At 68.0% G+C, this 24812-nt stretch carries 24 protein-coding genes and 1 pseudogene; 14 read left to right on the top strand and 11 right to left on the bottom strand.

What is annotated here, in order from left to right; all coding sequences use genetic code 11:
• The 3 genes from ACWD3H_RS45005 to ACWD3H_RS44995 all read right to left on the bottom strand — a co-directional run.
• Nucleotides 1-1004 (bottom strand): cytochrome P450 (locus tag ACWD3H_RS45005; protein WP_451959399.1); only part of this gene is annotated, 1004 nt, incomplete at its 3' end.
• A 146-nt stretch (nt 1005-1150) separates the two neighbouring features.
• Nucleotides 1151-1909, bottom strand: coding sequence for an SDR family oxidoreductase (locus ACWD3H_RS45000; protein WP_451959398.1), 759 nt, complete (start codon nt 1907-1909; stop codon nt 1151-1153).
• Nucleotides 1910-1923: 14 nt separating this feature from the next.
• Nucleotides 1924-2442 (bottom strand): carboxymuconolactone decarboxylase family protein, encoded by a 519-nt coding sequence (locus ACWD3H_RS44995; RefSeq protein ID WP_451959397.1) that lies wholly within the window; start codon nt 2440-2442, stop codon nt 1924-1926.
• 290 nt (nt 2443-2732) lie between these two features.
• Between ACWD3H_RS44995 and ACWD3H_RS44990 the strand changes: the two genes are divergently transcribed.
• A complete protein-coding gene (locus ACWD3H_RS44990; RefSeq protein ID WP_451959402.1) occupies nt 2733-3611 on the top strand; it encodes an RNA polymerase sigma-70 factor in 879 nt (292 codons plus the stop codon).
• Nucleotides 3612-4252: 641 nt separating this feature from the next.
• On the opposite strand, the gene ACWD3H_RS44985 is transcribed toward ACWD3H_RS44990, so the two are convergent.
• The 4 genes from ACWD3H_RS44985 to ACWD3H_RS44970 all read right to left on the bottom strand — a co-directional run bounded on the left by ACWD3H_RS44985 (nt 4253) and on the right by ACWD3H_RS44970 (nt 7541).
• Entirely contained in the window at nt 4253-5167 is a 915-nt protein-coding gene (locus tag ACWD3H_RS44985; RefSeq protein WP_451959396.1) for a sugar phosphate isomerase/epimerase family protein, read from the bottom strand.
• A gap of 97 nt (nt 5168-5264) precedes the next feature.
• A complete protein-coding gene (locus ACWD3H_RS44980; protein WP_451959395.1) occupies nt 5265-6698 on the bottom strand; it encodes a hypothetical protein in 1434 nt (477 codons plus the stop codon).
• Nucleotides 6695-7315 (bottom strand): RNA polymerase sigma factor, encoded by a 621-nt coding sequence (locus ACWD3H_RS44975; protein WP_451959394.1) that lies wholly within the window; start codon nt 7313-7315, stop codon nt 6695-6697. Before ACWD3H_RS44975 ends, ACWD3H_RS44980 begins: the two co-directional genes overlap by 4 nt.
• The gene (locus ACWD3H_RS44970; RefSeq protein ID WP_451959393.1) at nt 7305-7541 is read right to left on the bottom strand and encodes a hypothetical protein; all 237 of its coding nucleotides are present in this window, start codon (nt 7539-7541) and stop codon (nt 7305-7307) included. The genes ACWD3H_RS44975 and ACWD3H_RS44970 overlap by 11 nt, the downstream gene beginning before the upstream one ends.
• A gap of 732 nt (nt 7542-8273) precedes the next feature.
• Between ACWD3H_RS44970 and ACWD3H_RS44965 the strand changes: the two genes are divergently transcribed.
• The 3 genes from ACWD3H_RS44965 (at nt 8274) to ACWD3H_RS44955 (ending at nt 10299) form a co-directional block, all read left to right on the top strand.
• On the top strand, nt 8274-9158 hold the full coding sequence (locus ACWD3H_RS44965) for a DUF2268 domain-containing protein (RefSeq protein WP_451959392.1): 885 nt from the start codon (nt 8274-8276) through the stop codon (nt 9156-9158).
• 10 nt (nt 9159-9168) lie between these two features.
• Nucleotides 9169-9927, top strand: coding sequence for a MerR family transcriptional regulator (locus tag ACWD3H_RS44960; protein ID WP_451959391.1), 759 nt, complete (start codon nt 9169-9171; stop codon nt 9925-9927).
• Between the two features lie 123 nt (nt 9928-10050).
• Entirely contained in the window at nt 10051-10299 is a 249-nt protein-coding gene (locus tag ACWD3H_RS44955; protein WP_451959401.1) for a recombinase family protein, read from the top strand.
• A 76-nt stretch (nt 10300-10375) separates the two neighbouring features.
• Here the strand turns inward: ACWD3H_RS44955 and ACWD3H_RS44950 are convergent, their stop codons facing one another.
• Complete coding sequence (locus ACWD3H_RS44950) at nt 10376-10969, bottom strand: dihydrofolate reductase family protein (protein WP_451959390.1); 594 nt, start codon at nt 10967-10969, stop codon at nt 10376-10378.
• 73 nt (nt 10970-11042) lie between these two features.
• Here ACWD3H_RS44950 and ACWD3H_RS44945 point away from each other — a divergent pair, with 73 nt between their 5' ends.
• The 6 genes from ACWD3H_RS44945 (at nt 11043) to ACWD3H_RS44920 (ending at nt 16059) form a co-directional block, all read left to right on the top strand.
• Nucleotides 11043-11609 (top strand): TetR/AcrR family transcriptional regulator, encoded by a 567-nt coding sequence (locus ACWD3H_RS44945; protein WP_451959389.1) that lies wholly within the window; start codon nt 11043-11045, stop codon nt 11607-11609.
• A gap of 657 nt (nt 11610-12266) precedes the next feature.
• Nucleotides 12267-12440: a hypothetical protein gene (locus ACWD3H_RS44940; RefSeq protein ID WP_355568523.1), complete on the top strand. Its 174-nt coding sequence runs from the start codon at nt 12267-12269 to the stop codon at nt 12438-12440.
• A complete protein-coding gene (locus ACWD3H_RS44935) occupies nt 12437-13876 on the top strand; it encodes an MFS transporter (RefSeq protein ID WP_451959388.1) in 1440 nt (479 codons plus the stop codon). The genes ACWD3H_RS44940 and ACWD3H_RS44935 overlap by 4 nt, the downstream gene beginning before the upstream one ends.
• A 122-nt stretch (nt 13877-13998) precedes the next feature.
• Complete coding sequence (locus tag ACWD3H_RS44930; RefSeq protein ID WP_451959387.1) at nt 13999-15216, top strand: cytochrome P450; 1218 nt, start codon at nt 13999-14001, stop codon at nt 15214-15216.
• A 19-nt stretch (nt 15217-15235) separates the two neighbouring features.
• Complete coding sequence (locus ACWD3H_RS44925; RefSeq protein ID WP_355568532.1) at nt 15236-15433, top strand: ferredoxin; 198 nt, start codon at nt 15236-15238, stop codon at nt 15431-15433.
• 23 nt (nt 15434-15456) lie between these two features.
• Nucleotides 15457-16059 carry an FAD-dependent oxidoreductase gene (locus tag ACWD3H_RS44920; protein WP_451959386.1) on the top strand — a complete coding sequence of 201 codons (603 nt, stop codon included), beginning with the start codon at nt 15457-15459 and terminating at the stop codon, nt 16057-16059.
• Here the strand turns inward: ACWD3H_RS44920 and ACWD3H_RS44915 are convergent.
• Nucleotides 16025-16468: an Lrp/AsnC family transcriptional regulator gene (locus ACWD3H_RS44915; RefSeq protein ID WP_451959385.1), complete on the bottom strand. Its 444-nt coding sequence runs from the start codon at nt 16466-16468 to the stop codon at nt 16025-16027. The two genes, ACWD3H_RS44920 and ACWD3H_RS44915, sit on opposite strands and share 35 nt — an antisense overlap.
• A 158-nt stretch (nt 16469-16626) precedes the next feature.
• Between ACWD3H_RS44915 and ACWD3H_RS44910 the strand changes: the two genes are divergently transcribed.
• Together ACWD3H_RS44910 and ACWD3H_RS44905 are read left to right on the top strand one after the other, a co-directional pair.
• Nucleotides 16627-17814: a trans-sulfuration enzyme family protein gene (locus ACWD3H_RS44910; protein WP_451959384.1), complete on the top strand. Its 1188-nt coding sequence runs from the start codon at nt 16627-16629 to the stop codon at nt 17812-17814.
• A gap of 75 nt (nt 17815-17889) precedes the next feature.
• Complete coding sequence (locus tag ACWD3H_RS44905; RefSeq protein ID WP_451959383.1) at nt 17890-19188, top strand: amidohydrolase family protein; 1299 nt, start codon at nt 17890-17892, stop codon at nt 19186-19188.
• A 471-nt stretch (nt 19189-19659) separates the two neighbouring features.
• Here ACWD3H_RS44905 and ACWD3H_RS44900 read toward each other — a convergent pair whose 3' ends face one another.
• Nucleotides 19660-20631 (bottom strand): ArsR/SmtB family transcription factor, encoded by a 972-nt coding sequence (locus tag ACWD3H_RS44900; RefSeq protein ID WP_451959382.1) that lies wholly within the window; start codon nt 20629-20631, stop codon nt 19660-19662.
• A gap of 59 nt (nt 20632-20690) precedes the next feature.
• Here ACWD3H_RS44900 and ACWD3H_RS44895 point away from each other — a divergent pair, with 59 nt between their 5' ends.
• Entirely contained in the window at nt 20691-21461 is a 771-nt protein-coding gene (locus tag ACWD3H_RS44895) for an SDR family NAD(P)-dependent oxidoreductase (RefSeq protein ID WP_451959400.1), read from the top strand.
• Nucleotides 21462-22897: 1436 nt separating this feature from the next.
• Here the strand turns inward: ACWD3H_RS44895 and ACWD3H_RS44890 are convergent.
• Nucleotides 22898-24079 (bottom strand): phytase, encoded by a 1182-nt coding sequence (locus ACWD3H_RS44890; RefSeq protein ID WP_355569852.1) that lies wholly within the window; start codon nt 24077-24079, stop codon nt 22898-22900.
• 503 nt (nt 24080-24582) lie between these two features.
• On the opposite strand from ACWD3H_RS44890, the pseudogene ACWD3H_RS44885 reads away from it, so the two are divergent.
• Nucleotides 24583-24812: pseudogene (locus ACWD3H_RS44885) on the top strand (aromatic-ring hydroxylase C-terminal domain-containing protein); the annotation flags it as partial.

The following is a 24812-nucleotide window of genomic DNA, read 5'->3' as shown; positions in this document are numbered from 1 at the left end:
TGGCCGGCGGCTCCCCGGGTGATGTCGAGGGTCTCGGGATCGTCGATGAAGGCAGGGTCGCGGTTGGCGGCAGGAATCGAGCAGATCACGAGCGAGCCCGCGGGGATGGTGTGCCCGGCGATCTCCACGTCCGTCGTGGTCGTGCGCGGCGGCAGCGACTGCACGACGGACAGCCAGCGCAACAGCTCCTCGACGGCGGGTTCGACCTGCGCCGGATCCTCGCGGATCATGGCGAGCTGGTCCGGGTGCCGCAGCAGGGCCAGGGTGCCCAGGCCGAGCATGTTCGAGGTCGTCTCGTGCCCGGCCAGCAGCAGCAGTCCCGCGATGCCGATCAGCTCGTCGGTACTGAGATCGTGGCCGTGCTCGCGCACCAGCACGCCCAGCATGTCCTCGCCAGGATCCGTCTGGGCGCGGGCCACGAGGTCGGCCATGTAGGCGCGGTCCTCCCGCTGCGCCGCGACGCGCTGGTCCATCGGCAAGGAGGTGTCCAGCAGGCGCACGGCACGCTCGTGGAACTCGGCGCGGTCGGCATGCGGCACGCCCAGCAGCTCGCAGATCACCAGCGACGGCACCGGCAGCGCGAAGTGCGCCACCAGATCGGCCGGCTTGCCGGCCCGCTCCAGATCGTCCAGAGCCGCCTGGACGATCTCGGTGATCCGCGGCTCGAGCCTGCGCATCCGCCGTACCGTGAACTCCGGGGTGAGCATCCGGCGCAACCGCGTGTGCTCGGGCGGGTCGAACCCGATCAGCTTCCCGGCCCGCATCGTGGCCAGCTCGTCGGCGTCCACCTCACCAGCCCCCGGGACCAGCGTGAGGGCACTGCTGAACCGGGCCGGATCCGCCAGCACCTGGCGAACATCCTCATGACGGCAGACCAGATATGAGGGTAGGCCGAACGGCGTCACCACCCGCACCACACCCTCGCTGTCGCGAGCCCGGGCCAGCTCCTCGACCGGGTTGAGCCCGTTCCGCCTGAGGATGCGGTGACGAATCCAGGCGCCCAAAGAGATCGGACTGTGCATTTGGCTCGGAGGGAACTACTGAGTCCCCGATGAGTCCCCGAGGGCGAGGTTCGGAGGAAGCCCTTGTTCTCGAAGTTCCGGGCCGTGGCGTTCCGAGAACAAGGGCAAGGCCGTGCCGTACGGACTGCTCAGGGTTGGGTGTCAAGCCACTCCTGGAAAGTGGGTCCGGCGAGCTTGGCGTGCGGGCTGGGCAGGAACCCGCCGTTGGCGGCGGTCTCGGCATCGGGCATGCTGGAGCCGTCGACGCCGACGACCTTGATGCCTCGGCGGGCGCCGAGGAGTTGGGCCGCCTCCGCCATGGTCTCCTCGCGGGGTCCGGCGATCTCGGGGATCGGTGTTCCTCGGGCGGGCGCGTCGGGGTCGGTGGCCAGGTCGACCAGTGTCTCGGCCACGGTGCGGCAGGCCACGAGCTGGGTGGGCAGGGTCGGGATGTAGGTGACGTCGCCCTGCTGCCAGTCCAGGAGCTGACCGACGAATTCGTGGAACTGCGCGGCCCGCAGGATGCGGACGGGGAGTGGGCCGGACAGGAGAAGTTCCTCGTGCACCTTCTTGGCGGCGACGAAACCGGCGGTGGCCTTGTCGACGCCGATGATGGACGCCATGGCGATCTGGGCGACCCCCGCCTTCTGACCGTACTCGTGCAGATTGCGGGCCGACGTGCGGAAGAACTCCGTCGCCGCCTCCTGGTCGGAGGCGTGCCAGGAGGCGACGTCGATGATGGCCTCGATCCCGGTGAGGGCCTCGGCCAGGCCATCACCGGTGATGATGTCCACGCCGGTGGCTCGGGACATCGGCACGACCTGGTGCCCCCGTTCGGTGAGGACGTCGACGACGTGGCGGCCCAGCCGCCCGGTTGCCCCTGCCACCGCGAACCTATCGATGCTCATGCTGTATGCCCTTCTTACTCGCTGTAGTTCTGGCCGGGGGGCATACCGGGGATCGGCTTGGCGATGAGAGCGGCGGGGGCGAAGAAGCCGATGTGGGCGATCGCCATGATGAGCGTCCACATCGCCTTGTCGTCGTAGTGCGCGGACGCCTTGGCGTACAGCTCGTCGGGGACGCGCTCCCCGGACGGGTTCGGGGTGAGGACGGCCTCCACGAGCGCCAGCGCGACCCGTTCGGCGTCGGTGAAGTAGGTGGCGTCGTGCCAGGTGGCCACGGCGGTGATGCGCTCCTCTGATTCCCCGATCCTGCGGAGGTTGTTGGTTTCCCGGATGGTGAAGTACGTGCTGCCGAGGATCTGCCCGGCGCGCAGCTGCAGCAGGCCGATGGTCGTCGGGGAAATGGCGCCGTTCCTGAGGACCTTGTGCAGGCCTTCGCCGACTTCTGCAAGCTCGGGGACGAAGGGGAGGGGGTTGGGCATGCGCGACCGCAGGTCCTCCTGCTTGGTCGTCGTGTCGGTCGTCGTGGGTGTGGACATGGTGAGGTCTTCCCTTCTCAATCTCAACTCGTGATCTTGCGTGCCCTAGTGCCGTACGGATCGTTCGCGCGGCGTCCTGACGACCACGAGACGCCGGCGCCCCGATCCCGGTAACAGCGCGGCCATGTGACATAGGCCACCTACCGTGGGTGTTACAAAGCGGTAGGGGCCGGCGTCTTGTGCGTGTGGCAGTGCTAAGAGCGAACAGGCGGGAGCCGGACATGAGCGAGCACAGCGAACGCAGTGCGGACCCAGCCGAGCCGCTCGATCGTGCCGACTCCGTGGACTCCATGGACTCGGCTACCGAGGCGTTCGTTGCCCACCGCAACCTGCTGTTCACCGTCGCCTACGAGATGCTCGGTTCGGCCGCCGATGCCGAGGACGTCCTGCAGGAGACCTGGCTGCGCTGGGTGGACGTCGATCTGACCACTGTGCGGGAGGAGCGTGCCTACCTGGTGCGGATCGTCACCCGGCAGGCGCTGGACCGGCTGCGCGCGCTCGGCCGGCGTAAGGAGTCCTACGTCGGGCCGTGGTTGCCCGAGCCGTTGCTGACCGCGCCTGATGTGGCCGAGGACGTCGAGCTCGCCGAGAGCGTCTCGATGGCGATGCTGCTGGTGCTGGAGACGCTTCAGCCGACCGAGCGGGCGGTGTTCGTGCTGCGCGAGGTGTTCGATCTGGAGTACGACGAGATCGCCGAAGCCGTCGACAAGAGCCCGGCCGCGGTCCGCCAGATCGCCTACCGGGCGCGGGCACACGTCGCCGCGCGCCGACCACGCGGCATCGCCTCCCCGGCCGAGACCCGAGCCGCACTCCAGGCCTTCCAGCGAGCGGTCGAAACCGGCGAGTTGCAGAGCCTGCTCGACGTCCTCGCGCCGGATGTCGTCGCCCTGAGCGACGGCGGCGGAGTCAGGCATGCCCTGCTGCGGCCCGTTGTGGGGGTCGACAACGTGGCTCGCCTGCTGGCCGTCGGCTGGTGGAAACGCGACGCGGAAAGGTCGACCGAGCTGGTACAGATCAATGGCGGCCCTGGGCTGCTCGTGCGAGTCGATGGGGAGATCGACGGAGTGGTGGCGGTGCGCGTGGAGAACGGCTATGTCACCGGCGCCTACCACGTGCGCAATCCCGAGAAGCTGTCGCGCGTGGAGCGGGAGACCGCAGTGAGCCGCTGAGGCCGGAACGACCTACCGCCCGCCGCGCTTCGCCCCCACCCCGTTGTCGATCAAGCCCCGGAACCCAGACGTTGTTCTCCATCTTGCCGTCGACGCCTATCGCCTGGTGGGTGGACCGGAACGGATATTCGTCGCACTCCTTGCCCGGACCCTGTTCGGGAAGATCCGGGCAATATGTTCTCCGAGCGCTCCGGACCTTGGATAGGCGGGGTTCGACCCATATAAGCCCAAAACCCACATTCACCAGGTGTTGCCGCTGGTCGGGAGTCTGGTGGGCGGCACTCGGCGGACGCGGGTTGATGTACCGGATAAGGAACAGTTATCCGGTACATGACCGCCGGCCGGAGAGGGGCGACCTGCGGGTCCGTCGAGACGGTAGCCGCGCGACTCAGGAGCGTTATCCGGTACATCAGTGGTCAAGATCCACTGATTGCGGGTTTTGACCTTATGCGGGCTGGCCCCCAACTGCTCCAACTGCTCCTTGGAGAAAATCTTCTCCGACACCGAACCACCCCACGCTCCAGACCGGACAATCCGGTACAGAACGTAGCGGAAACGATCTCAGGCCCTGATATGGCCCCGCATCGCCGCAGGTCAATGGCATATCCGGCGAAAGTTTCGTCAGGACTACTGGGATTCCTTTAGGCCAGCTCCTCAGCTCTCGTCGTGGTGAGGATCAGCGGTCGCAGGGTGTGCGCGGCGATCTGCATGCCTTGCAGGGTCCGCTCGAGTGTGCCGCCCCACACCGGGTCCTCGTGCTCGACGGCGACGTCGCCGTCATATCCAGCGGCATAGAGTGCGTCGATGATCTGGTTCCAGTCGAGTTGCCCGCGGCCGGGAACGCGGTAGCGCCACCAGCCGACGTCGGTGGGAGAGGTGCGTCCGGCTGTCTTGCCGAACACCCCGTAGCGAGTGCGGGCCCGCTGGTCGATTTGGATGTCTTTGGCCTGAACGTGGCCGACAATGCCGGATCGCAGGGCGTGTTCCAGCGCGTCGAGAGGGTCAATGCCGAGCCAGGGCAGGTGAGAGGGGTCGTAGGCGAGGCCGAAGCCGAGTCCGGCCATCCAGTCCCACAGCTCGGGCGAGTAGGCGAGATTGGCGGGGTATCCGTCGGGATGCCAGCCTTCCATCGGGCAGTTCTCGGCAAGCAGCTTCACGCCGCGGTCCGCCGCGTAGCCGGTCAGCGGAGGCAGGTGCTGTTCGGCCTGCTTGAGGTTGTCGGCCACCGACAAGGTGACGTCACGGCCGATGAAGGTGGTGACATACCGGACGCCCAAGACCGCTGCCGCATCGACGCAGGCCCGCAGGTGACGGTGGACGCGGTCGCGTTCTGCGGGATCGCTGTGCAGGTTGTTGCCGCAGTAGGTCACCGCGGAGATGGTCAGGCCGTGACCGTCCAGCATCTCGCGCACGCGGGCGGCGTCATCGGCGGTGAAGCCGGCCGCATCGAGGTGGGCGGCTTGGTGGATGTGTTCGCTGCCGACCGGCCAGGCCGCCACCTCCAGCGCCTGGTATCCGGCCTGCGGTGCCCAGGCGGCAACCTGCTCCAGGGACATCTGGCCGAGCGCGGCCGTGAGCAGTCCGAGCTTCAATTCTGCCTCCCTCACTCTCTGTACTGTTCCATCGGGGAACTGGTTGAGCGTGCGGTGACCGCTACCGCACATCGGCGCACACGCTCCCGTCCTTGTCTGTGGCGTCGATGGCCAGGACCTGACGCAGAACGGGGAGCGGTTCCCGAAAACGGATCGCCTCCTGGAGGCGGAGGAGCCGGCCGAGCCATGCCGCCGTGTCACGGCTCATGGGATGGCCTGGGCCGTGCCGCTTGTCCTGAAGGTGCAGGGACTCTTCGAGGTCATGGATGACCCGGCCGACGACGCGGTCGTCGCGTGGATCGGCCAGCGCCTGGGCCAGGCCAAGGTACTTGCGGGTCTCCAGCGTGTCGGGATGCCGGTCTCCTTGGATACGCGCGCGGTCTTCCCCCAGGTTGCGCAGGAGGGTCAGCGCCTGTTCGCCTTGCCCGGCGACGACGAGGATCTTTCCCTTGGAGTGCCGCGCGTCCAGGGTGTCGGCATGGTCTTCGTCCAGCTCGTGGATCCGGTTGATGATGACGGCGTCGTAGTCGCTCACCGACTCCTCCACCCGTCCCTGCTGCCCCAGCAACCAGGCGCGCCGGCACTGCAGATGCCACAGCATCGGGCTGTCGGGGCCCTGTGACAGGAGCAGGCGGCCCTGCAACGAGCCGAAGCCGTCCTCAGCCTCCCGCAAACGGCCTTGGCCGACCAGCGCCCACAGCAGCAGCAGCGTGGTGCGCGGGTTGGAAAGGCCGAACACCCGCTGTTCATCCTCGCTCAGTCGACGCAGCTTCGACTCGGCCCGCCGGTGCCGGCCGAGCTCGGACAGGGACTCGGCCCAGGCACGCCGCACCTCCAACACAGCCGGATGGCAGCGGCCCAGAAACACCAGATGGGGGAAAGCGGCCTGGATCAGGTGCAAGGCGGTGTGCTCGTCCCGGTCCGTGATCGAGCTCTCCGCCAGTGCGGCCACCATTTCCGCGACCCTCGCCGAACCTTCCATCCCGAGAGCCCCTGCCGGGCACCTGCTCAACAGCTCCCGCCAGTGCGCGATCACGGCCCGGGTCTCCTCGCGGTCAGCGTTACGCATCGTCCGCAGATCGCCGCCGGGAATCGCCGGCGATCCCGAACCCTCCACAACGTCGTCCGCGGCACGACCGGCCTTACGGCTCTGGGCGAGGTGGATCGCACGGCTGATCCTGTCGCTGATGTCGGCGTCGCTGATGTGGTGCACCACCTCGCCGGCGTTGGGCTCGGCGGGGACCGGGATGTTGTCCCACCGGGGCAGCCGGGTGCGGCTGTCTCCCACGGGGAGCACCTTGCGTGTGGAGGCGGGGTGCATCCGATCGCGCATCGCCCGCAGGGCAGCGGTGTTATCGGAAGCCGATCTTGCGCTCACGATCGCCTCCCAGCCGGAGTCGATGTCGACCGCCTCATCCACCAGGTCGTCCACCGCCTGGTTGAATGCTGCGAGAATCGCGTCGAGCTCAGCATCGGACTGCTCGCGCGGCGTCATGCTTCACCTCCGTAATGTGCGATCTTCAGGGCGGATTTGGCGCGTTTGAGGTTCTGTCGGACAGCGTCCGGTGTCATTCGCAGGTGCCTGGCGATCTCCTGGTTGCAGTAGCCGTCCAGGTGCCAGGCCAGCACCATGCGCTGCCGGTGGGGCAGCCTGGCGATCATGCCGGTCACTTGCTGTATCTGCTCGCTCAGTTCGAGCGCGGCGTCGGGACGCAGCAGCTCGGAGCGGTGGCCGGGAGCCATCGCCCGTTCGACGTCGGGCAGCTCGGCGACCGGGTCTTCTCTCAGCCGTGTGCGGTCCTTGGCACGCATCAGCTTGCGCTCGGCGACGCGCCGTATCCAGGCGCGGTGCTCGCGAATCGTGTCCCAGCTGGTTAACGCGTCCAGGAAGGTGGCTTGCACGATGTCGGCGGCGAGCTCCGGGTCGTCGGTGCCGAGCCGTATCACGAACCCGAACAGCTTCTTGGCCTCCTGCGCGTAGAAGGCGGCGACCGCCGCTTGCACCGGCAAGGCCTTCGCCTCGACCGGCCTGGTGGTCTGGGCCGGCCCTGGCCAGCCCTCGCGGCACCCCGCCAGGAAGAGCGGCTCAACGGCCGCGTCGTCATAGACCATGGGGCGGCTCCGCTGCCCGAGCCAGATCGACCTTGACCATCGAGCCGTCCGCCGCCCGGACCGTCAGCCGACTGCCCGGGGGCAGCACCCTGATCATGGCCGGGGTCGTACTCGCACCCTGCGCGCCGGCCGTGCTCGGCTTGGCTCGCCCGCGTAGCCAGACCCTGAGGCAGTGGCTGGCGTACAAGAGCCCGAGCACGACCACGCTCCCGAGACCCACCTCCACGGCTCCACCTCCCTGATCGCGTCTCCTGGGGTCGTCGGCCTTGTGCCGTTGTCAGGGAGTGCAGCCGGTCCCCATGGATGTGACATCGTCCAGGTCAACGCGGGTAATGCTCGCCGGACTAAAGTTCTGTATCCGGCCCGGGATTCCTACCTCGCCGTGGAGGAGACGTAGGTCCATCGTCCAAGAGGCGCGCCTCCGTCGCCGATTTCGATGAGAACTCGCCACATCGCTCGCGGGGCCTGCGGCGAACCGGGGTGTCGGTAACACTCGTGCCACCAGGTACACGCAATCATGTTGCCCCTGGTCGGCTGACTGCGATCGAACGGGGACACCCGGTAGAACGGTTGCTCTGTCGCGCTAAGCGCAAGCCGTTGACCTGGCCGGACGCCATCGCGTGTACTTCATGGCCCCCCACTCGGGTCGGCGTCACCACGGGCAAAGTAGCTCCGTGTGACGGGTTAGGTTGGCGATCGCCGGTCATCGCGGTCGCGTTGCTGTGTCAGTCGGGTCGCGCCGACAGGCCTCCGAGGAGGCTCTCTGGCGCAGTTGGCGACGGCGGGGGTGCGGCGGTGGATGCTGTTCACCGCGGACTGCAAGACCAAGTTGCGTGAGTCCATCGCAGCGGCGAACCGCCGGTCATGACGGGACTGGGTGACGGCATGCCGGCCGTACCTCGACGAAGAGCGCCGCTGGTTTGACCTTGACGCTGCGTCAACTTCTAGCATCAGGGCCATGTCGATCACTGTTCTTGACACCTACTCCGCCATGCGGCGGATCCTGCTGGCCCCGGTCGCGGACCGCGTTGACCTGCTGCGTTCGATGCTGGAGGCCAACAAGGGTATGTACCGCTACCACCCAGGCGAGCTCGACCTGGTAGCCGTACACCTCCAATCGTCCGGGTTCCCCATCGACCGCGACGAGGAACGTTGCCTCGACGCGCTCGAAACCCTGGCGGCGGCCGGGGCCTGGGAGCGGATGCAACGCGCGCTCGACAACGCTCTCGCCGTACTGCTGGAGGCGACGCCGGGGCTGGAGGCCCCGGACATCACCGTGCTGTTCGTCCTCGGCGATCCGGGTGACGAACACTTCATGGGTCCCTGCCAAGGATTGACCGGGTTCGGCGGCATCTCGGGCAACATCGCCATCACGTTCTGGCCCTTCCCCGAGAACGTGGAGCGGCTGGAGGCCACCGCCGTGCACGAGCTCAATCACAACCTGCGGTGGAGCCCGGGCGGGGTGGTGTGGGACCCGATGACCGTCACGGTCGGCGAGCACATCGTCGGCGAGGGCCTGGCCGACGCCTTCGCCCGACAGCTCTACGGCGACGAACTTGGCCCCACCCGCATCGGCGTGCCGCACCTGCACGACGACGAGGTCTTCGCCAAGGTGCTCACCGGGCTCGACGTGACAGGCATGCAGAACTTCACCGCCTGGGTGCACGGCGACCCCGGCGCGGAGCACCTCGGCGTCGCCCCGGTGGGATTGCCGATGGGCGCGGGGTACGCCGCAGGCAACCGGCTGGTCGACACCTACCTGGCGGCGACCGGGCAGACGGCGGCCCAAGCCCTGCACGCCGACGCCTCGGAGATCATCGCAACCACTCTCCGCCGCGGGTAACACTGGAGGGATGGAGTGGACGATCCAGGAACTCGCGGCGAGGGCCGGCATCACCAGCCGGACCCTGCGGCACTACGACCGCGTCGGGCTCCTGGTCCCGTCCCGGGTCGGCGCGAACGGGTACCGCTACTACAACCCCACCGCGGTCGCCCGGCTACAGCGGATCCTGCTCATGCGCCGGCTCGGCATGGGCTTGCCGGCCATCGCCGAGGTCCTGGCCGACGAGGTGGACGCGCTCGACGGGCTCCGCGCCCACATCGCCGCGTTGGAAGAGGAACGCGCCCGCATCGAACGGCAGGTCCGGTCTGTGCGTCACACGCTCGAGGCTCTGCAGGCGGGGGTGGAACCGCGGATGGATGTCATGTTGGCGGGGTTCAATGACCTCTACAAAGACGAGGTGATCTCACGTTGGGGCGAGCGCGCGTTCCAAGTGAGCAACGACTGGTGGCACGGCAAGAGCCTAGACCAGCAGCGGGCCTGGAAGCAGGACACCGAAGACCTCGTCGCCGCATGGGTCGCCGCAGTGAAGGCCGGGGATTCGCCGACATCGGAACACGCTCAGTCACTGGCTGCCCGGCATGTCCAGTGGCTGAGTCAGATCCCGGGCACCCCCACCGCCGAGGGCGACCGGGAGCGCTCGATCGAGATGGTGAACGGCATTGGGGACATGTTCGTCGACGACCCCCGCTTCGCCGCCATGTACGACGACGAGGCGGGGGCGACGTTCGTCCGCGACGCACTGCACACGTACGCGCGGACCCGGATGTAGCTCGTGTGGTTCGCAGAAATGACCAGTTCTGCGAGACCGGAGCCCATGTGCCTAGCGGCCACGTTCGCGCAGGCGGCTGTTCGCAAAACTCCTCGCAGAACCTTCCGGTTGTGAGAGAGGGCTCTGCGAGTCGGCTACGCCCGCGCCTCCACCATTCGCCAATCCCTGGACACCCAGCCGGATGCGCTCCAGGCCGCCGGCGTCACCCGAATCTTCTCTGAGAAGATCTCCACCCGCGCCACCACCCACCCCGAACTCGACAAGGCCGTCGCCCTGGCCCGGGAACTGCGCGCGGCCGGCGTCGCAGTCACCCTCGTGGTCCACGAGCACAAGCTCGGCCGCGGCCTCGACCGTCCTGCGCATGCTGCGTGACCACGACGAGGCCGCCGGGGGCACGTTCACCGGCTGGCGCCAAGATCCGCGAGCGCGGGATCGAGCCGCCCAAGGGTTAAGCGCCGGCCCGCCTCGCGTACCAGGTGATACTGGCTCCGTTCGGGAACGACCTGCGGTCGGTCGGGGTGAACACGGTGGGACGGAAGCCACCATCGACGAGGGCGGCGCCTGCGCCCGCCACCACGGGATAGCTCTTGACGATCAGTTCGTCGATCTCGGTCAGCAGCGAGTTGGCCAGCCCTCCGCCGCCACAGAGCCAGACGTCCAGCCCGTCCTCGCGCTTGAGGTTCCGGACGAGCGCGGCGGGGTCGCGCACCAGTTCCACCGCCGGATCGTCGATGCGGTCCAGGGAGCTGGAGGCGACGTACTGCCGCAGGTGCGCGTACGGGCTGCTGATCCCTTGGTCGAGCACGGCCCGGTAGGTGTTCAGCCCCATCAGGACGGTGTCGAAGCGCCTGTTGGGGACGTCCACGAGGCCGGCGTGCGGACGGTACTGCGTGGGAACGGTCTCGGGATAGCGCTCGTTGACCCAGGTCATGTACGCGGCGGCGGCCTCGCCCTCGCCGACCGGGTAGAAGTCCGCCTCCCCGCCGGGGCCCGCGATGCGGCCATCGATGGACACGCCGATGTAGTAGACGAGCTTGCGCATATGACCACTCCATTCAAAGTACTATAGGCGAAGTGGTTTGGACGTTAGTACTACGAATGGAGTGGTGTCAACTATGCGCAGGAACGCCGAGAGGAGGGTGGCGCTCATCGACGCCGCCATCGAGGTGCTGGCCGAGCAGGGCGCGCGGGGCCTGACCTTCCGGGCGGTGGACGGCGCGGCACAGGTCCCGCCGGGGACGGCGTCCAACTACTTCGCCAGCCGCGACGACCTGTTCACCCAGGTCGGCGCGCGCGTCTACGAGCGCCTCCAGCCGGACGAGGAGACCGTCGCCCGCCACTTGGAGGGCGCGCAGGACCGGGAGAAGTTCGCCGCAGTGATGCGCGAGACCGTCCGCCGGGTCGCCGGTTTCCGGACGGGATACCTGGCGCTGCTGGAACTGCGGCTGGAGGCGACACGGCGTCCCGAACTGCGGGCGTTGCTGACGCGGAGCGTGCGTGCCGACGTCGATGCCAACGTCGCCGGCCACCGGGCGTCCGGGCTGCCCGGTGACGCGACCTCGGTGCGGCTGCTGCACATGGCGCTGAACTGGCTGATCGTCGAGCGCCTCACGCTGCCGGAGGTGTACTCCGAGCAGGAGGCCGACGACCTCGTCGCCCGCGCCGTGGAGCGGCTCATCTAGCCTCGCTGCGCGCCGGACGGCCGCCGCCCGTGAGCCCTGGACGCCAGCCTCCTGACCTCGACGGCGACCTGCTCCCAGGCGGGCGCCGGGAGATCGTGGCCGACGCCGGGCAGACGCCGCGGCGGCCGACGACCCGGTCAGCGGCCGAGCCCGACTGTCCTACCGACGCGCCGCGGAGATATTCAACGAGCTGACAAAACCGCTGACTCACCCCGACATCACCGCACCGGCAGATCTTGCTGCCGCACCCGGTTGGACGCTGCATGACCTGCGGCATTCCGCGCTCACCCACGCCGCCGAAAACGGCGCCAACACCGGCACGCTCCTGGCCTACTCCGGCCACGCGTCTGTCACAAGATCGACATCGAAGGTGGCCTCCCGGCCGAGGTGACACAGAACGTTAGGGAGTCGCAGTCATCGCCGCGGGACCGATCCGCAGGTCGCTTTGATCATCTGATTCTGTGTCACAGGTTGCCGCGGCCTCAACCGTGTTCGTCATGAAGAGGTGGTTGATCGGCTGCTCGCATGGCCTCGACCACGGGGAGCAGAGCGGCATGGTTCGACCGCGGCTTGAGGCTTTCCCGGCTACCGGCCCAGAACCGTTCACGAAAGGCGGTGAAAAGTCTCCGGGCTCGGTTCAACGACAGCCTTGAAGTCATGAGTGCTGGTGACAACGGGCAGCCCGGCGCGGAGCCTGCCATCGAGGCCCGCGGCCGGCGGCCGCGCCGCGGACGGATCGATGCGCGGAACGCCTCCATGGCCGTGGCCGGTGAGTCCGAACCCGGAGAGCCCACCGCAGCCCCCGACGAACTGAGGGAGATGACCACGTGATTCCCGATTCAACTCCCGCCCCGCCTTCCTGGCGGGAACTGCTGAGCCCCGAACATCTCGGAGCTGCGATCGTGCTGGCGGGCGGCGTGCTCGTCGGTGCGGTCAATATCTATCTGGCCTCGAGTCTGCTGCCGACCGCGGTGGCCGACATCGGCGGCGCCGGCTTCTACGCGTGGAACATGACGATTTACCTCGTCGCCATGGTGATCGCGACGATGCTGGTCAGTCGGCTCCTGGCCCGTTGGGGGAACGTCGGCGCCTACCGCCTCGGCTTCGCCGTGTTCCTGGTGGGCTCGCTGGCCTGTGCGGCCAGCCCGGCGATGCCGGTACTGCTGGCCGGCCGCGGCGTCCAGGGATTCGGGGCGGGGGTGCTGTCCGGGCTGGGGTTCGCCGTCATCCGCTCGGCCCTGCCGCGCCGGCTGTGGACCCGCGGCAACGCCCTGATGTCGGCGATGTACGGCGTCGGCAACTTCGTCGGCCCGGCGCTCGGCGGCCTGTTCGCCCAGTTCGGCTCGTGGCGCCTGGCGTTCGTGGCGATGGCGGTGATCGCGGCGGCGTGCTGCGCGGTCGTGCCTCGGGTGCTGCCGCGCGGCGAACGCAGCGACGCGCGGGCGCCGGTCCCGGCCGTGTCGCTGCTGCTGGTCACGGTGGCCACTGCGGCTGTCAGCCTGGCGGGAGTGCTGCCCGGCACCATGGCGATGGCGGGCGGCATCGTGGTGGCACTGCTGCTGGTGGCCGTCTTCGTCGCCTACGAGCGGCGCAGCGAGCTACGGGTCTTCCCGCGCACGACCTACCAGGCCGGCTCACCACTGAAATGGATCTACCTGACGCTCGGGCTACTGGTCTTCGGCGTAGCGGTCGAGTCGTTCGTCCCGCTGTTCGGCCAGCAGCTGGGCGGGCTGCCCCCGCTCGCGGCCGGCCTGTTCGGGGCGGCCATCTCGCTCGGCTGGTCATTGACCCAGCTCGGCAGCTCATCGGCCACCAGGGAGCGCACAGTACGCCGTTTGCGCATCATCGGCCCGCTGCTCCTGGCGTCCGGATTCCTCCTCCAGGGACTGCTGCAGCGCGAGGACACGCCGACCTGGCTGGTACTCATCTGGGTACCGGTGTTGTTCATCGCAGGTTCCGGCATCGGCCTGGCCTACCCGCACCTGTCCGTGGCCGCCATGTCCAGCACCCAGGATCCAGAGGAAGGACGCAGGGCCGCCGCGGCGATCGCCACCGTGACGAGCCTGTCGATCGCGTTCGGCACAGCCGTGGCCGGAGTCCTGGTCAACCTCGGCGACCCGTCGATGCTCGACTCGGCACAGTACGTACTGTTCGGATTCGCGATCATCTGCGCGATCGGCGCCATCACCGCACGCGCGGCGAACCGTTCAAGCCGCCCGGAGCCCGCCGAGCCGGCCGACCACACTCCGCTCCAACAGGGCTCGTGACTCGCGATCCACCGACACGACGTCCACCCCTCGGGGCTGAAATGCCCGGCTCGGGCTTTCGATCGCCTGTTCGCCACGTGCCCGAGATCACCCAATGACCGCATTCGATACGAGGAGATGCCATGGCTGACGCCCTGCCAGAGATGCCGACGTTTCCGATGACCCGCGCGACGGGGTGTCCCTTCGACCCGTCGCCGGAGTTGAGCCGACGACTCGAAGACGCGCCGGTTTCACGAGTGAGGCTGTGGGATGGCAGCACTCCGTGGATGGTGACCCGCTATGCGGATGTGCGTGCGCTGCTCGCTGATCCGCGTGTCAGCGTCGACGTGGCGCAACCCGGCTTCCCGCACACCAACGCGGTGAGCAAGGCACGCGACGCACACATGAAGACGCTGATGCAGATGGATGCGCCGGAGCACATCGCCCAGCGACGGCTACTGACCTCGGACTTCATGATCAGAAGGATGGAGGCGTTGCGGCCCCGGATCCAACGGATCGTCGATGACCTCATCGATGAGATGCTCGCCGGCCCGAATCCGGTAGACCTGGTGGAGGCATTCGCGCTGCCGGTTCCCTCACTGGTGATCTGCGAACTGCTGGGCGCACCCTATACCGCCCGCGACCTCTTCCACCGAGTGTCCCGCACGCTCGTCATGGACGAACCCGACCCTGAACAGGCCATGGCCGCCAGCGAGGAACTGAATGTCTACCTGGAGGAGTTGGTGGACAAGAAGAATGCCGAGCCGGGCGACGACGTGTTCAGCAGGCTGGCCGTCGAGCAGTACCGGACCGGCGCGATGACCCGGCGTGAGATCGCCACGGCCGGTCAACTCCTTCTGGTGGCCGGGCACGACACCACCGCGACCATGATCGCGCTGGGCACGACCGCGCTGCTGGCGCACCCGGACCAGTTGAGCGCGGTCCGCGACGCCGGCGACCCCGCACTGGTGGCCAACGCCGCCGAAGAGCTCCTGCGCTACCTCTCCATCACCCATACCGAAGCCCGCCGCGTCGCGCGGGAAGATCTCGAGATCGGCGGCCAGCTCATCCGCAAAGGCGAAGGCATCATCGTGGTGAAAAGCATCGCCAACCGGGACCCCTCGGTCTTCCCCGACCCCGACACCCTCGATGTCCACCGCAAGGCCCGCCACCATGTCGCCTTTGGTTTCGGCGCCCACCAGTGTCTGGGCCAGCCACTCGCCCGAGTGGAACTGCAAGTCGTCTACGGCACCCTGTATCGACGCATCCCCACACTGGCCCTGGCCGTACCGCTGGAACAGCTGACGTTCAAGGAGAACGCGGTCTTCTACGGGGTGCGCGAACTGCCCGTTACCTGGTAAATCACACAAGGAGAAACGCATGAAGATCACCATCGACCAAGACGCCTGCATCGGCTCGGGGCAATGCGTACTCAGCTCACCTGAGGTGTTCGACCAGCGCGACGCCGACGGCATCGTCGTGCTCCTGCAAGACAGCCCGGAACCCGGGCTACAGGAGGACGTCCGGGAGGCCGTCCGCATCTGTCCGGCCCTGGCGATCACGCTGACCCCGTCGTGAACCAGCCATCTCGAATCGTTGTCGTGGGTGCTTCGGCGGCGGGTCTGACCGCCGCCGAAACCCTGCGCCGGAAAGGATTCACCGGCGCATTGACCATGGTCGGTGAGGAGCCGCGACTGCCCTACGATCGGCCGCCGCTGTCCAAACAAATCCTGCGCGGCAGGTGGGAACCCGACCGTGTGGCGCTGCGGCGCCACGACGCCCTCACCACGCTGGGCGCGGACTGGCTACTGGGCATCGCCGCCACCACCCTCGACACCGACGTGCGCAAACTCACCCCCTCGAACGGCAGCGTGCTTGCTTATGACGGGCTGGTGATCGCCACGGGAGTCACCCCCCGAGCGCTGCCCGCGGGACACGAACTCGGCGGTGTGCACCTGCTGCGCACCATCGATGATGCCCTCGCCGCCACCTCAGCTCCTGGGATGTCTTTGCACTTCGTCGGGCCGACCCGAGTGGAGGGCCTCGAAGCGCGTCGCGGGCATGGGTGTCGACTCGCTGGCCGTCCTGGTGCTGTACGCCCTGGGTGTGGAGGGCCTGTTCGCCATCGCCACCACCTGAACCTGTCGGCGCCCGCCTGGACATCCTTGGTCACGTGCTGTCGGCGGAGAGCGTCTTCATGGTGACGTAGCTGGTCACCGCGGCCACGCTGGGCAGGTTGGCCAAGCGGTTGACGTGGAAGTCCTCGTAGGCGGCCAGGTCGGCGACCTCGACCTGGAGCAGGTAGTCGTAGTTGCCGGTGACGTGGTGGCAATGCACCACTTCGGACAGTCGGACGACCGCGCGCTCGAACGCGACCACATCCGTGCGGGCGTGCCGCATCAGCCGGACACCAGCGAACACCCGCAGGCTGCGGCCGACCGCGGCGGGATCGATCAGCGCCCGGTAACCGCGGATCACCCCGGTCTCCTCCAGTCGGCGCACGCGCCGGAGGCAGGGAGACGGTGACAGGCCGACCCGGGCGGCGAGTTCCGCGTTGCTGATCCGACCGTACTTCTCGAGCACGGCCAGTATCGACCGGTCCACGTCATCCACGTGAGCAGATTATTGCCCAACTGCCGCGCTTACCACATCGGATGGCCGATCCGAGGCGCTACTTGCTGCCAAAGTTGCCGGGATCGGCCCCGAGGGGGCATATCGGTCGGCCACGCTTGTGACATCACGTCAGGTGGTCCATCGGAAGGGGAACAACCATGTCGGGCAGCAGCACAGTTGCCGTTCACGCCGACCGCGACGTCCATCCCAGTCGCGCAGTGGCCCGGCCCATCTACCAGACGGCGACATTCTGGGCCGAGGACGCGGAGCAGTTCGCACAGGCCGCCGTCGAACGGCGGGGCCAGGATTTCTACACCCGCTACGGCAACCCGAACCACGCGCAAGTCGCGGCGGTGGTCGCGGAACTGGAGCACACCGAGGCGGCAATGGTCACCGCGTCCGGGATGGCCGCGCTCACCACCGCCGTACTGGCCCTGGTGTCCGCCGGCGACCACGTGATCGGGCAGAAGTCGACCTATGGGGGCACGGCGTCGGTGTTGCTGAACCTGCTGCCGCGGCTGGGCGTGTCGGTCACGCAAGTGGACCAGACCGACCCGGCGGCGTTCGACAAGGCATTGACCCCGCAGACCCGCCTGATCCTGGTGGAAACGCCGAGCAATCCGCTGTTGCAGATCACCGACCTGCGCGCCGTCGCGGATCTAGCCCGCGCGCACGACGTGCTGACCATGGCGGACAACACCTTCGCCACTCCGGTGAACCAGCGGCCGGTGGAGTTCGGCATCGATCTGGTCTGGCACAGCGCGACCAAGTACCTCAACGGCCATTCCGACGTGTCCGCCGGGGTGCTGGCCGGCTCGGCAGAGATCCTGGACCGGATCTGGGATGTCGCCCTGCTCACCGGCGCCACGCTCGGCCCGTTCGACGCGTGGTTGCTGTTGCGTGGCATGCGCACCTTGCCGCTGCGCATGCCACGGCACAACGCCAACGGCCAGGCGCTCGCGGAGGCGCTGCAGGACCATCCGGCCGTAGCTCGGGTGCACTATCCCGGCCTGGCCACGCACCCGCAGCACTCGTTGGCGGCAAGCCAGATGAGCGGTTTCGGAGGAGTGCTCGGAATCGAACTGGCCGGCGGTTTCGAGGCGGCCGACGCGTTCCTCGGCCGGCTGCACTACGCCCGTCGGTCGGCCAGTCTCGGCGGTGTGGAGTCGCTGGCCGTGCATCCGGCGGCCATGTGGCGGGGCATGCTCAGCGAAGAACAGATTGCCGCGTCAGGGGTTCCGCTTGGCCTGGTCCGGTTGGCCGCGGGCACGGAGGACCCGGCCGACCTGGTTGCCGACGTGCTCGCCGCAGCCGACGCGGTGGTCGCCACAACGGCGAACTACTGACCGCTCGGCGGCACTGGGCTCCCGCCACAACTTGATGTTGGACAATCCGAAGGCGTTCGTGGAGGCGCTTACCCAATGAGGACCCTGATTACCGGCGGCACCGTGGTCAGCATGAACGCGGCTGTCGGCGATTTCGACCGCGGCGACGTGCTGATCGAAGACGGCGTGATCGTCGAGGTGGCCGAGCGGATCAACGCGCCGGACGCGGCGGTGATCGGCGCGACCGACCGGATCGTGCTGCCCGGCTTCGTCGACACCCACCGGCACACCTGGCAGACCGCGTTCCGTGGCGTCGGCGCGGACTGGACGTTCGCCGACTACGTGGTGGCGGTGCACGGCACGTTGAAGCCCCACTACCGGCCTGAGGACGTCTATCTGGGCAACCTGCTGGGCCGGCTGGAGGCGCTGTACTCCGGCGTGACGACGATGCTGGACTGGTTCCACGCCGCGCAGAGCCCCGAACACGCGGACGCCGCCCTCGCCGGCCTGCGAGCCGTGCCAGGACGGTCGATCTTCTGCTATGGCGCGGGGTACCGCACCGATGACCAGATCGACGCCGAGGTCCGCCGCGTCCGGTCCGACGTTCCGGAGGACGGCCTGGTCACCATGGCCTTGGGGCTGCGCGGTCCGGGTGATGCCACCATGGACATGGTCGCCGCAGACCTGAAGCTGGCAGCCGATCTCGGACTGCGAACCAGTGTGCACGTCGACGGCCTGACGGGCGGCCACCCGATCGCCGAACTCCGCGAGCACGGTCTGCTTTTCGACACCACGACCTTCGTGCACGCCAACGGGATCAGCGACGACGAACTGCGGATGCTCGCCGACGCCGGCAGTTCGGTGTCGATCAGCCCGGACGTCGAGCTGAAGATGGGCTTCGGCTGGCCGATGACCGGACGCATGCTGGCGGCCGGCCTGCGCCCGACGTTGTCCATCGACGACTGCCCTTCGGTCGGCGGCGACATGTTCGCCACCATGCGCACCGCCTACGCCGTGCAGCGCGGCCTCGACGGCGGCCTGAACTCCCGGGACCTGCTGAAGTTCGCCACCGTCGACGGCGCCCGGGCGTGCGGACTCGCCGCCAGAACGGGTAGCCTCACGCCCGGCAAGGACGCCGACATCATCCTGCTGCGCGCCGACGACCCCACCGTGTTCCCGGTCACCGACCCCGCCGGCACCATCGTCGCCGCCGGCCATCCCGGCCTGGTCGACACGGTTCTGGTGGCCGGCCGCGTGGTCAAGCGCGACGGGCAGCTGGTGGGCGTGGACCTGTCGGCATTGCAGACCAGGCTACTGGAATCGCGCAACCGGATCGCGACCGCCGCCGGCATCTCGCTCGACGGAACCTGGCGACCCCGCACGGAATCGGAGTAACCGCACCTGGGGGAAGAGCTCGCCCGGCGCGGCAATTATTGGCGGCCGAGGAGGTTGTCGGCGACGTTGCGGAGGTGCGCGCGCATGGCGTCGTGGGCCCGCTAAGGGTCGCGGTCTCCGCCCTCAGATCGATAAGTCCGACTTGTGTTCTAACTTGCTCCGCACAGCGGCGCTCTTTGGATCAGCCCACTTGAAAGCGGCCTAGTGCGACGTTCCTTACCGGAAGTACAGATCCCCCCAGCCTTGGCGTCAGGAAGGCAGGCCCGATGGTCTCGGTTTCCCTGCAGCGCGTTCACAACCTCCGTTGAGAAACGGAGCACTAAATCCTGGACCGGCTGGCCGGTGAGGGGGCGAGCAACTGCAATCGTTGCGCGATTGTTTGCCAACGCCCTGATCGAGCTGGGCCAACGGCGGCGTCCTGGTGCTCGGCGCAACGCGGCATGGGTAAGCGTTTGAGGTACGGCGGGTTGGTCAAGTCGATTCCCGAGGCCTGGGTGAGGCTGCGAGTTGATTGCCGAGATGGCTTCGGTGGTACAGGACGTGCCGTCCGTCGCGGGTCCGGGTGACCAGGCCGGTGGCGTGCAGCACGCGCAGGTGCTGAGAGACGGCGCTGGGGGTCACCTTCAGGCGGCGGGCGAGTTCCACCGTCGGCTGTGGCTCGCCGAGGAGGTCGAGCAGCGCGGCTCGGGGCGCGCCGAGCAGCGCAACCAAGGCGGTGGCATCCGGGGTCGGCGCCGGAGCCCACAAGGTGGCCACCCCGCGGCTGGGATAGGTCAGGCGGGGCGGTTCCTCGGGGTGAACCGGTGGGGCGGGTTTGTGAGCGAACACCGACGGCATGAGCAGCAGTCCCCGCCCGGACGCCGCCACGTGGTGGCGTCCGATCATCTGGTTGATGAACAGTACCCCGTCGTGCCAGCGCAGGTTCGGGTGCATGTCGGCGAACAGCAGGCGCGCGCCGCCCACGGCCAGCTGGCGCGCCCGGTAGGTCATGTCGGCCTCCAGTACCAGCCGTATCTGCGGCCACAGCGGCTCGATCGTCAGCCGCCAGTAGCGTTGCAGCACGTCGCAGGCCGCGCCACGGAACCTGATGGCTGCGTCGTCGTCAGGAACGGGCTCGGGGACGAGTGCGGCCTGCAGATCCCTGCGGACGACCTCGGGAGGTGTCCGCCGTGCCGCCGACAGCTGTTCCTCGAACGTGGGGGCGAAGGTCGCAGGCGGCGGCGTCAGGAAGTCCGGCAGGGCCAGCCTCCTCCCGACCAGGGACGTCAGCAGGCGAGTGTCATGAGGATCGAGACAGGCGAGCGCGGACCTGCGCCACGGCAGGTGCAGTGCGTACAGGCCGGGCTCGCGCAGCACGCGCAGGCTGAGCACCGTCTCGTCCAAGGGGGCCAGGGCGAAGCGGGTGTCCGCGAGGTCCTCGACACCGAGTCCGAAGCTGATCATTAAGCCTGACGCTACATCATTTGGCCGCCGGGCTTGAATGGCGTGGACTTCACGACGTGATACATACGGCTTCAACCTCTGCCAACAGGACAGCGATCGTGACCGGGGCGGCCCGCGGCATCGGCGCCGCGGTGGCCAAGCGGCTGGCGCGGGACGGCCTGGCGGTGGCGGTCATCGACCTGGACGAGGCGGACTGCGCCGGAACCGTCGAGGCGATCAGGGGCGAGGGCGGGACGGCTCTGGCGATGGCGGCCGATGTCGCCGACGAGGGCCTGGTCGGCGATGCCGTCGCGAGGGTCGTCGCCGAGTTGGGGCCGCCGACGGTGCTGGTCAACAACGCCGGCGTAGGCCCGCGCGCCGATCTGGTGAAGATGACCACCGAGCAGTGGGACATGGTCTTGGGGGTCAATCTGCGCGGCCCGTTCTTTCTCACCCGCGCTGTCGCCCCGTACATGATCGAGGCCGGGTGGGGGCGCATCGTCACCATGTCGAGCATCTCCGCGGTGGGAGACGCCGCCAGGGTCGACTACGCCAGCGCGAAGGCGGGGCTGATCGGTTTCACCAAGTCGCTGGCCCTGCAACTCGGCCGGCACGGCGTCACCGCCAACGCCATCGCGCCGGGCTTCGTCGTGAGCGACATGACCAGGGCCTCGGCCCGACGGCTCGGCCTGGAGTTCGAGGAGTTCCAGCGCAGGGCCGCGCAGTCCATTCCCGCGGGCCGGGTCGGACAGCCAGAAGACATCGCGCATACCGCTTCCTACCTGGTCAGCCCGGAGGCGGGGTTCGTCTCGGGACAGGTCATCTACGTCGCTGGCGGACCGGTGGACTGAACTGCGCGCGGCAACGTCGCCGCTGCTCGCGGCCCCGATGCCCGCTGGAGTCGTGGGCTCGTGCCGTGATCGCCGCTGGCGTTCTTCCCAATGCCGCGTCATGCAGTCGGGCACAACGAACGGAAGGAGAAGACGGAGTCCTTCTGCCTCGGTGCGGAACACCACATCACGGCAGGTCAGGGGCAGGTGCATTGCATTCTGCTCCATTACTACCGGGACCCCTGGCGTGAACTTGAGGTCCAGTGCCGCGTTTGTCGGAGACACGTAAACGAACTGGCGGTGCGGGAATCGGGGGAGCAGGTGACGGCTGCCCCCATGCCCATGGCCCGGCCCGCTGATGGGCCGGGCGGCGGCTCGATGTCGGCGCGGCCGGTGAAGAACGCCCCGGCCAGGACATGCTGAACCAATCTGATGTTCCTATGGCTTTTCGAGCGGCTGCTTGCCAGTCGTTCGGCCTGGTCAAGACCTTGAACAGCGCGCGGACGAGGTGGCTCTCGCGACGGCTGATGATCTTTTTTTTCCTGGACTTGCCGTCGCTGGTACAGCGTAGACGTGTGCCCTGGGCGCCAGGCCGGGGCATGCCTGGCGGATCAGGTCTCCAGATGGGCGTCGAAGATCTCGACCTTCGTGGTCGGTACCTGGCGGCGACGGGTCAGACTGCGCAGCGAACCTGGCGTTCTGCTCAGGGGCGGCGAGCTCGGCGCTGAGACGTGGCCGGGCGCAGGCCTGCATCAGCGCATCGGCGGCCCTAGCGAAGTCCAGCGAGCGTGGTGAACAGCGGGCTTTTCAATTCATTGTGCGGGCTCAGCGGGCTTTGACCGCGCCGGCACGGGTGTCGGGTGCATGACACGGATGGCCCCCGCGAGCCTCCGACCGCCTTGGGGCCGCGGTCGCGCGTACATCAGCGCCTCCAACGCACCCGGAGCGCTTCATCGGTGGAAGTCTTTCCACCAGGTCTCGGCCGTGACGAACGTGTGCCGGACACTTGGGTGGGCGCCTCGTCGATCACACCACCCGCCATGTGATGCCGGTTCGCCTTCCCGGTGACCACAGCGCGGCCGGTACCCGTGATGCTCTCGGCGAGACCGTCCCGATGTTGCCGCCTCATCGGCGTTCTCCTCAGCCCGGGATCAGGGCTCAGGGAGGGCCGCCCATCGCGCGTTTCACCATCCTGGTCTACTTCCGTGACCCGGCCGGCCCGTAGCGGTGAGACTCGAACGAGCATCAACGGCCTGCTCAGCCGATACTTCCCCAAGAGCGCCGACCTGTTCCGACACACCCGTGAAGCCTGATGCCGAGTTCAGCCGCCCACGCCGGACGCTCGGCTGGGAAATCCCAGCCGAGCGTCCGATCAAAGTACTCGCGGCTTGATCAACCGATTACGTGCTGCAACGAGCTCTCGAATCCGCCGAGTAGCCGACGGCTTTCCCTGCCGCTCAGTCGCGCGGGTCCCAGCCGTCGGTGTCCACGTCCAGGTCGAGTTCGTCGGCGATGTCACTCCAGTGGGCGAACTTGAAGTTCGTGTTCTCGCGGTCGGGCGTGGTCGGCGTGTTGGCGCCGTCGTGTGAGATGAACAGACCTTCGTCGAAGTCGCCCAGCGGGACGTTCAGCACGGTCGAGCCGTCGCTGTGCTCGACGCCGTCGATGCCGTTGTGCGATCCGATCTGGAACTGGCCCAGGTAGGCGTTGGATCCTTCCCTGCGGTAGGCGGCGAAGGTGTTGTCGCCCTGGCTGGAGGCCAGCAGGTAGCCCTTGCCATTCTCTCGGTAGTAGATCGTGAGACCTTCGGCGTCCGCTGTCAGACGCTGGCCGCCGTAGCCCGGGTCCGTACCGGGCGTGCACTCCTCCGTTGCCGGGTCGTAGGTGGCGGGCACGCCGTACTCGCGAACCTTGTCCATCAGCACAGGTGTTCCGGTGAGGTCCGCGCGCATCCGCCAGATGCCGACGTCCTCCTGGGCCGCGTAGAGGACGTCCTTCTCCTGGTCCACGACCATGCCCTCGACCTGCGGCTCCCGGCCCGGCTCGTCGCAGGGGGTCCAGCTCTGGCCGTTCGGCAGGGTGAACGACGCGGGCAGGTTCAGTGTCCTGACGAGCTGATAACCGACCTTGCCGTTCGGCTTGGGAAGAAGCTTGACCAGGCCGATCGAGGTCCTGTGCCGGCGGCTGACCAGCGCGTAGGTGCCGGTGGAGTCCTTCCAGGTGGCCAGGCCGTACGAGGTCTCGGCGTCGTTGACCTGCTCCTGGGTGGTGTTGAACACGAACGGCGCAGCCGGGTCGGTCACGTCGGTGAGCTGGCCGTTCGCGATGGCATAGATCCGCAGCTGGTCCCGGCCACGGTCGGAGACGACCGCGAGATCCCGCCCACCGAAACCGTAGGTGACGTCGACGTTGTTGAACCGTCCGACTTCGTCGTCAGGCCCCGGGGCCGCGGGCGCGGGGAGGTGCTGGAGCTGCTGCCCGTCGAGGTTGTAGACGAAGAGCCCGCCCTCCTTGGCCGTGCCGATCACCAGGCTCTTGCCGGACTTGGACGGGTGGACCCAGATCGCCGGGTCATCACCGTTGGCGTTGCCGCCCGCCTCGTCGTCGAACAGGGCAGGGGTCTCCACCTGGGGGTCCACCAACGGAACGCTATGGCTGGTTGCGGGTATCGCCAACCCTCCTACCAGCGAGAACGTCAGGGCTGCCAGGAATAGCCTGGACAGAAGACGCATTGCGCCTCCTCGTTTTGGGGGGATAAGGTTCTACAAGAACGTAACGACGAATTCACCATAAATCAATAGGACGTAGTTATGTCAGGACATACGGATGATCTATAGATCATGGAGTGTCCGCCGTCAGGCATGGATGAGCCGGTGGAGCACTGGACTGCGCTCAGCGACAAGGCCCGGCCTGTTGTTTTGAGTCGAAGCGGAGATCGGCGGCGCGCTTGGAGTTGGCTGTGTAGCCGTGCACGTTGCCGTGGCCCTGGATGACATCTGGTCGGTGCCGCAGCGGCGGTGCAGCGGCCGGCGAACCAGCTGGACGTGACCTGCAGCAGGGGTTCCGGGAGTCGACGCGGGCGGATGAGGACGTGCTGGCCGAGTGGCTCGCGGACAAGATCTGTCCGATGGTGTTCACCGACGAGGGCCCCGACCTGCTCGGCCGCCGCCTGCGCGACATCGACGTGAAACAGGGCCACCTCTACGGTCTGCTGCATCGCGGCCGCGGCCTGCTGCTGGACCGCACCGAACGCCTGACCGCCGGCGGCTGGTCAGAGCGGGTCGATTACCTCGCGGATCCCACTGCGGAACTGGATGTCCCGTGCGTCCTGCTACGCCCCGACGGCCACGTCGCCTGGATCGGCGACGATCA

It is taken from the genome of Streptosporangium sp. NPDC002607 (assembly GCF_053592655.1).
The sequence above is the reverse complement of the archived record's forward strand: the minus strand, read 5'-3'. Positions and strand labels throughout refer to the sequence as shown.

Coding starts and splice junctions, on each gene's coding strand:
- ACWD3H_RS44900 (WP_451959382.1), bottom strand. CDS start 20,631: ATGATCAGCTTCGGACTCGGTGTCGAGGACCTCGCGGACACCCGCTTC.
- ACWD3H_RS44910 (WP_451959384.1), top strand. CDS start 16,627: ATGTCGGGCAGCAGCACAGTTGCCGTTCACGCCGACCGCGACGTCCAT.
- ACWD3H_RS44995 (WP_451959397.1), bottom strand. CDS start 2,442: ATGTCCACACCCACGACGACCGACACGACGACCAAGCAGGAGGACCTG.
- ACWD3H_RS44975 (WP_451959394.1), bottom strand. CDS start 7,315: ATGGTCTATGACGACGCGGCCGTTGAGCCGCTCTTCCTGGCGGGGTGC.
- ACWD3H_RS44945 (WP_451959389.1), top strand. CDS start 11,043: ATGCGCAGGAACGCCGAGAGGAGGGTGGCGCTCATCGACGCCGCCATC.
- ACWD3H_RS44990 (WP_451959402.1), top strand. CDS start 2,733: ATGGACTCGGCTACCGAGGCGTTCGTTGCCCACCGCAACCTGCTGTTC.
- ACWD3H_RS44950 (WP_451959390.1), bottom strand. CDS start 10,969: ATGCGCAAGCTCGTCTACTACATCGGCGTGTCCATCGATGGCCGCATC.
- ACWD3H_RS44930 (WP_451959387.1), top strand. CDS start 13,999: ATGGCTGACGCCCTGCCAGAGATGCCGACGTTTCCGATGACCCGCGCG.
- ACWD3H_RS44980 (WP_451959395.1), bottom strand. CDS start 6,698: ATGACGCCGCGCGAGCAGTCCGATGCTGAGCTCGACGCGATTCTCGCA.
- ACWD3H_RS44925 (WP_355568532.1), top strand. CDS start 15,236: ATGAAGATCACCATCGACCAAGACGCCTGCATCGGCTCGGGGCAATGC.
- ACWD3H_RS44985 (WP_451959396.1), bottom strand. CDS start 5,167: ATGTCCCTGGAGCAGGTTGCCGCCTGGGCACCGCAGGCCGGATACCAG.
- ACWD3H_RS44905 (WP_451959383.1), top strand. CDS start 17,890: ATGAGGACCCTGATTACCGGCGGCACCGTGGTCAGCATGAACGCGGCT.
- ACWD3H_RS45000 (WP_451959398.1), bottom strand. CDS start 1,909: ATGAGCATCGATAGGTTCGCGGTGGCAGGGGCAACCGGGCGGCTGGGC.
- ACWD3H_RS44965 (WP_451959392.1), top strand. CDS start 8,274: ATGTCGATCACTGTTCTTGACACCTACTCCGCCATGCGGCGGATCCTG.
- ACWD3H_RS44940 (WP_355568523.1), top strand. CDS start 12,267: ATGAGTGCTGGTGACAACGGGCAGCCCGGCGCGGAGCCTGCCATCGAG.
- ACWD3H_RS44960 (WP_451959391.1), top strand. CDS start 9,169: ATGGAGTGGACGATCCAGGAACTCGCGGCGAGGGCCGGCATCACCAGC.